3 protein-coding genes are annotated in these 5,970 nt (G+C 69.0%); all 3 read left to right on the top strand.

From position 1 onward, the window contains the following. Positions 1 to 338: 338 nt before the first annotated feature. Positions 339 to 2,369: a DNA topoisomerase (ATP-hydrolyzing) subunit B gene (gene gyrB / locus C5508_RS18645; protein ID WP_104526412.1), complete on the top strand. Its 2,031-nt coding sequence runs from the start codon at positions 339 to 341 to the stop codon at positions 2,367 to 2,369. Between the two features lie 126 nt (positions 2,370 to 2,495). Continuing rightward, a complete protein-coding gene (gene gyrA / locus C5508_RS18640; RefSeq protein WP_104526411.1) occupies positions 2,496 to 4,964 on the top strand; it encodes a DNA gyrase subunit A in 2,469 nt (822 codons plus the stop codon). A 104-nt stretch (positions 4,965 to 5,068) separates the two neighbouring features. After that, on the top strand, positions 5,069 to 5,731 hold the full coding sequence (locus tag C5508_RS18635; RefSeq protein WP_104526410.1) for a DUF3566 domain-containing protein: 663 nt from the start codon (positions 5,069 to 5,071) through the stop codon (positions 5,729 to 5,731). Positions 5,732 to 5,970: the final 239 nt, after the last annotated feature.

Below are 5,970 nucleotides of genomic sequence, written 5' to 3'. Positions count from 1 at the left end.
CGGACTACGACATCCGAGTTAGAGTACGGTCTCAGGGGCTATGAGATTTGTTTAAGAGACAAGTCGGTGGTGCCTTCCGGGAGGGCGCCCGGCGCCCAGAACCGTCCACGGGGCCGAGGACGGCGTGTCGACCCGGGGGGCAACATCGATGGTGGCGGCGGTCCCGCGAGCGGCGCAGACACGACGTCAGGGCGTGCACGGCGCAGTTCCTGTCGTACCGCGCGGTATCGTGGTGGCTGAAAACCGTCAGCAACCGGCTCAGCGCGTTTCTGCGCCGATCCGCCCCTGTCCCGCGTCGGGGGCGAGAGGTCGCCGGTTGCTCGAGAGGAAGGCCCCCCGTGGTCGCAGCACCCCAGACCGAGTCCGACTACTCGGGCAGCTCCATCACCGTCCTCGAGGGCCTCGAGGCGGTCCGGAAGCGTCCCGGTATGTACATCGGCTCCACCGGTGAGCGCGGCCTGCACCACATGGTGTGGGAGGTCGTGGACAACGCCGTCGACGAGGCGCTGGCAGGCTACTGCGACACCGTGAAGGTCACCCTGCTGGCCGACGGCGGCGTCCGGGTCGAGGACAACGGCCGAGGCATCCCGGTGGACATGCACCCCGTGGAGAAGCGGCCCACCGTCGAGGTGATCATGACCGTCCTGCACGCGGGCGGGAAGTTCGACGGCAAGAGCTACGGCGTCTCCGGCGGTCTGCACGGCGTCGGCGTCACCGTCGTCAACGCGCTCTCCACCCGGCTCGACGTCCGCATCTGGACCCGCGGCAAGGAGTGGCACCAGAGCTACGCAGAGGCCAAGCCCGGCCCGCTGGAAGAGGTTGGTCCGACCGACAAGCGCGGCAGCCGGATCACCTTCTGGGCCGACGGCGGCATCTTCGAGACCACGACGTACTCGTTCGACACGATCAACCGGCGGCTCCAGGAGATGGCCTTCCTGAACGCCGGCCTGACGATCGTGCTGCGCGACGAGCGCCCCGGGCACGCCAAGGCCGAGACCGGCGTGGGCGAGGAGTCGCTCGCCGAGGCGGCGGCGCCGGTCGACGCCGAGGACGAGGCGTTCGAGCCGACCGAGGTCACCTACCGCTACGACGGCGGTCTGGTCGACTACGTCGCCCACATCAACCGGCGGCGCACGGCCATCCACAAGTCGGTCATCGGCTTCTCCGCCGAGGGCACCGGCAAGAACGACATGGCCATGTCGGTGGACGTCGCGATGCAGTGGTCCGACGCGTACTCCGAGTCCGTCCACACCTTCGCCAACGTGATCAACACCCACGAGGGCGGCACGCACGAGGAGGGCTTCCGTGCGGCGCTCACCTCGATCGTCAACCGCTACGCGGTCGAGAAGAAGCTGCTCAAGGAGAAGGACGAGAAGCTCACCGGCGACGACATCCGGGAGGGCCTCGCGGCCATCATCTCGGTGAAGCTCGGTGATCCGCAGTTCGAGGGGCAGACCAAGACCAAGCTCGGCAACACCGAGGTCAAGGGCTTCGTCCAGCGCATCTGCAACGAGCAGATCGGGCACTGGTTCGAGTCCAACCCGACCGAGGCCAAGACGATCATCACCAAGGCCGCCTCCGCGGCCCGCGCCCGCCGTGCCGCGCAGGATGCCCGCAAGCTGGCCCGCAAGAGCCTGCTGTCGGTGAGCGGTCTGCCGGGAAAGCTGTCCGACTGCCGGTCGACCGACCCGCGCAACTCCGAGGTCTACATCGTCGAGGGCGACTCGGCCGGTGGCTCGGCGAAGTCCGGCCGCGACTCGATGTACCAGGCGATCCTGCCGATCCGCGGCAAGATCATCAACGTGGAGAAGGCGCGCATCGACCGGGTCCTCAAGAACACCGAGGTCCAGTCGATGATCACGGCCTTCGGCACCGGCATCCACGACGAGTTCGACATCTCGAAGCTCCGGTACCACAAGATCGTCCTGATGGCCGACGCCGACGTCGACGGCCAGCACATCAGCACGCTGCTGCTGACGCTCCTCTTCCGCTTCATGCGTCCGCTGGTCGAGGGCCAGTACGTCTACCTGGCCAAGCCCCCGCTGTACAAGATCAAGTGGGGCGGCAAGGTCGGCGACGAGTACGCGTACAGCGACCGTGAGCGCGACGCGGTCGTGAAGGCCGGCGTCGCGGGCGGCCGCAAGATCAAGGACGAGATGATCCAGCGGTTCAAGGGGCTCGGCGAGATGAACGCCAGCGAGCTGTGGGAGACCACGATGAACCCGGAGACCCGGATCCTGCGCCAGGTGACGCTGGAGGACGCCGCTGCCGCGGACGAGATCTTCAGCATCCTCATGGGCGAGGACGTCGAGGCCCGCCGCAGCTTCATCACCCGCAACGCGCGCGACGTCCGCTTCCTGGATGTGTAGCGCGCTGACCCCTGCACCGACCCCTTGCGGCCCCGTGCAGGGGCCCGCCGCGAGCACGCGAGTGGCGGGGGGCACGGGGTCCTTCGATTGTCCACCTCTGTGCACCGACCTGTGGAGACCTGAACCGTGACGGAGACCCCACCCCGCGACCGCGTCGAACCGGTCGACCTCCAGCAGGAGATGCAGCGCAGCTACATCGACTACGCCATGAGCGTGATCGTGGGCCGCGCGCTGCCCGAGGTCCGCGACGGCCTCAAGCCGGTGCACCGCCGCGTGCTGTTCGCCATGTACGACCAGGGCTTCCGCCCCGACCGCGGCTACGTGAAGTGCGCCCGCCCGGTCGCCGAGGTCATGGGTAACTACCACCCGCACGGCGACACGGCGATCTACGACGCCCTCGTCCGGCTGGCCCAGCCCTGGTCGATGCGCTACCCGCTGATCGACGGGCAGGGGAACTTCGGCTCGCCGGGCAACGACCCGGCCGCCGCGATGCGCTACACCGAGTGCCGCCTCACCCCCCTGGCCATGGAGATGCTGGCCGGCATCGACGAGGAGACCGTCGACTTCCAGGGCAACTACGACGGCCGCACGCAGGAGCCGGTCGTGCTGCCCGCGCGCATCCCGAACCTGCTGATCAACGGCTCCGCCGGCATCGCGGTCGGCATGGCCACCAACATGCCGCCGCACAACCTCCGCGAGGTGGCCGAGGCGGCCTACTGGATCCTCGACCACCCCGACGCGGAGGCCGAGGAGGCCCTCACCGCGTGCATGGAGCGGATCAAGGGCCCGGACTTCCCGACGCACGGCCTGATCGTCGGCCGCGAGGGCATCGAGGACGCCTACCGCACCGGCCGCGGCTCGGTGAAGATGCGGGCCGTCGTCACCGTGGAGGAGGACTCCCGCGGGCGCGTGCAGCTGGTGGTGACCGAGCTGCCCTACCAGGTCAACCCGGACAACCTCGCCGAGAACATCGCCGAACTGGTCAAGGAGGGCCGCCTCCAGGGGATCAGCGAGATCGCCGACGAGTCCAGCGACCGCGTCGGCCGCCGGCTGGTCATCACGCTGCGCCGCGACGCGGTGGCGAAGGTCGTGCTGAACAACCTCTACAAGCACACCCAGCTGCAGACCTCATTCGGCTGCAACATGCTCTCCATCGTCGACGGCGTCCCGCGGACGCTGCGGCTGGACGAGCTGGTGCGCAACTGGGTCGACCACCAGATCGAGGTCATCCAGCGCCGCACCCGCTACCGCCTGCGCAAGGCCGAGGAGCGGGCGCACATCCTGCGCGGCTACGCCAAGGCGCTGGACCTCCTCGACGAGGTCATCGCGCTCATCCGCCGGAGCCCCTCGGCCGAGGAGGCCCGCAGCGGCCTGATGGAGCTGCTGGCCGTCGACGAGATCCAGGCCGTCGCCATCCTCGACCTCCAGCTGCGCCGGCTGGCCGCCCTCGAGCGCCAGCGGATCATGGACGAGCTGGCCGAGATCGAGGCCCGCATCGCCGACCTGCAGGCCATCCTCGACTCCCCCGAGCGGCAGCGTCAGATCGTCCGCGACGAGCTGGCCGAGATCGTCACCAAGTACGGCGACGACCGCCGCTCCCAGTTCGTCGCGAACGAGGGCGACGTCTCGATGGAGGACCTCATCGCCGAGGAGGAGGTCGTCGTCACCATCACGCGCACCGGGTACGCCAAGCGGACGAAGAGCGACCTCTACCGCTCCCAGCGCCGCGGCGGCAAGGGCGTGATGGGGGCGGCCCTCAAGCAGGACGACCTCGTGGACCACTTCTTCGTGGGTTCCACGCACGACTGGATCCTGTTCTTCACCAACAAGGGGCGGGTGTACCGCTCCAAGGCCTACGAGCTGCCGGAGGCCAACCGCACCGCCCGCGGCCAGCACGTGGCGAACATCCTCGCGTTCCAGCCGGACGAGAAGATCGCCCAGGTCATGCAGATCAAGGACTACGGCGTCGCGCCGTTCCTGGTCCTGGCCACGGCCAAGGGTCAGGTCAAGAAGACCCGCCTGACCGACTTCGACTCCCCGCGCCAGGGTGGCGTCATCGCCATCAACCTGCGCGACGGTGACGAGCTGGTCGGCGCCGCGCTCATCGACAGCGACTCGGACCTGCTGCTGGTCACCCGCAAGGCGATGTCGATCCGGTTCACCGCCGACGACAGCGCCCTGCGCCCCATGGGCCGGGCCACCGAGGGGGTCCGCGGCATCTCGCTGTCCGAGGACGACCGGCTGCTGTCGATGATGGTCGTCCAGGAGGGCGTCGACGTCCTGGTCGCCACCGAGCGCGGCTTCGCCAAGCGCACCGGCATCGAGAACTACCCGAACCAGGGTCGTGGCGGCAAGGGCGTGCTGACCGCCGACCCGAAGGCGCGCAAGGGAGCCCTCGTGGGCGCCCTCGCGGTGACCCTCGGCGACGAGCTCTACGCGATCACCTCCGGTGGCGGCGTCATCCGGACCCCGGTCAACGGCGTCCGCCACAACAAGGACCGCGCGACCATGGGTGTCAAGCTCATGAACTTGCCCGAGGACGTGTCGATCGTGGCGATCGCGCGTACGACGGACAACGACGAGCCCGCGGCCTAGTGTGAGCAGCTAGTCACGCACGCGACGTGTCCCGCGGCGGCTCCGGCCGCCGCGGGACCGAGCACTGAGGGAGCGGTATGGCCGCTGCGGAACGGGAGACTGGCATGAGCGACCGGACGCAGGGTTCGGTGCGCACCGACTCCCGGGCCGAGGCGGCGCCTGGGGCCGCGGGCACCGACGGCCGGGCGCCGGCGTCGTCGACCCAGGCCATCCCCACCACCGCCAGCCAGCGCGCGGTCGGCCCGGCCACCGGCGCCGTTCCCGTGGTGCCCCAGCCGCTGACCGGCGAGGGGCACGCCGCCCCGGTCGGTGCCCCCGCTCCCCAGACCGGCCCGATCCCCGGGGTCGGCGCGGCCGTTCCGTCGACGCCGCACCGCGCCGCGAAGTCCGCCGGTCGCGGTCCCCGGCGGGCCCGTCTGCAGCTGCGCCACATCGACACCTGGTCGGCGCTGAAGATCTCGCTGGTGCTGTCGATCGCGCTGTTCTTCATCTGGATGGTGGCCGTCGGGCTGCTCTACCTGGTGCTGAACGGCCTCGGCGTCTTCGACACCATCAACGGCCTGGTGGGCCAGCTCGGCAGCGGCTCGGAGTCCGGTGGCGGCAGCAGTGAGGCGCTCACGCCGGGCGTCGTCTTCGGTGGCGCGGCGATGATCGGTGCCATCAACGTGGTGCTGCTGACCGCGCTGTGCACCGTCGGCACCTACATCTACAACCTGTGCTCCGACCTGGTGGGCGGGCTCGAGGTCACGCTCTCCGAGCGCGACTGAGGAACGGCCGCCCTTCCCCCCACGCCTCCCACGCTCGGCGCGGGTCCCTGAAGGGCGGCCGTTCCAGCACGTCACCGGCGGGCGCGGACCCCTCCGGGCCCACTCGGCGTACTAGAACTTGTATGCCGTCTTCTGCTTGACAACACAAACACGAGCTCAAAAACACGTACTACATCACGTCACTCCATAACTCATTCTAAACTAGCATTCATAAGATCTTTTTATTCTATATAACAAAA

This window comes from Blastococcus atacamensis (assembly GCF_002938425.1).
Taxonomy (GTDB): Bacteria; Actinomycetota; Actinomycetes; order Mycobacteriales; family Geodermatophilaceae; genus Blastococcus; species Blastococcus atacamensis.
This window is presented reverse-complemented; position numbering and strand designations above follow the sequence as displayed.